General features: G+C 30.7%; 1 protein-coding gene. It reads left to right on the top strand.

What is annotated here, in order from left to right; translation table 11 throughout:
• Window positions 1-436: 436 nt before the first annotated feature.
• Window positions 437-879: hypothetical protein (locus tag JR005_RS03715; protein WP_218665576.1), on the top strand; the 443-nt coding region annotated here is incomplete at its 3' end.

Genomic DNA, 879 nt, shown 5'->3' with positions numbered 1-879 from the left:
AAAAATTATCGACAAGCGGTGGTCAAGGGTGTGTTGGAAATTGGAGAAATTTTAGATCAATTTTATGATAAACAGATCACGGATCTTGATGATGAGCTCGATAATTCACCAATTATTTTGAATTAACGAGAAATATCTGAAATGCTGAAAAGTGACACTATTTGTCACTTTTTTCTTATTTGGATACTTAAAAAAACATAAGCAAAAAAAACTTTTTATAATCTACTGTTTTTTCTTTCGAAATGATTATAATCAGAGTTGGCATATTTTATGCTCATATAAATTAGCTTACAAAGCTTTATAAAAAATACACAATTCGTGGAGAATGTTATGAACGCACAAAAAGGTTTTACCTTAATTGATACTCCATAAGTGTCCATATAAAATGAACAATCCATAAGTAAGTCAATATGGACATAAAAATAATAAATTTGATATGAAGAATAAATATTATCTTTTTCTACTTTTTTCAATCTCCGTTTTTACTCATGCTGAAAAACTAGACTTAATTGAATATTCAGATATTTCATCAATTCCTCAAATTGCTTTGAATCCAAAAATCCAAACAGAACTTCAAATATTGTTAAAGCATGATTATCAAAAATTTCAATCTAATTTCAACAATTACTCAGCCCCCTATTTACTGAAAACAGATGAGGCTTTGTATTATGAAGGTAGGTCTGGAACCAGTTTAGATGCTTCATCGGCTATTGTTTTTGAAGATGGACGATTGTTTGCTGCAATTTATTTTGCCAAAGCCAAAAAGCTGAAATACTTTAGCAACGATGCAAGTTGTTCAGAACAGTTACATCCTGCGATTAAAGTCTTTGCTCAGCAGCGTGAGGTTCAAGGTATTGAGTATGCAACAGCAGGATTGGA

Origin of the sequence: Acinetobacter sp. Colony158, from assembly GCF_019264745.1 — a bacterium.
Taxonomy (GTDB): domain Bacteria; phylum Pseudomonadota; class Gammaproteobacteria; order Pseudomonadales; family Moraxellaceae; genus Acinetobacter; species Acinetobacter ursingii.
The sequence above is the reverse complement of the archived record's forward strand: the minus strand, read 5'-3'. Positions and strand labels throughout refer to the sequence as shown.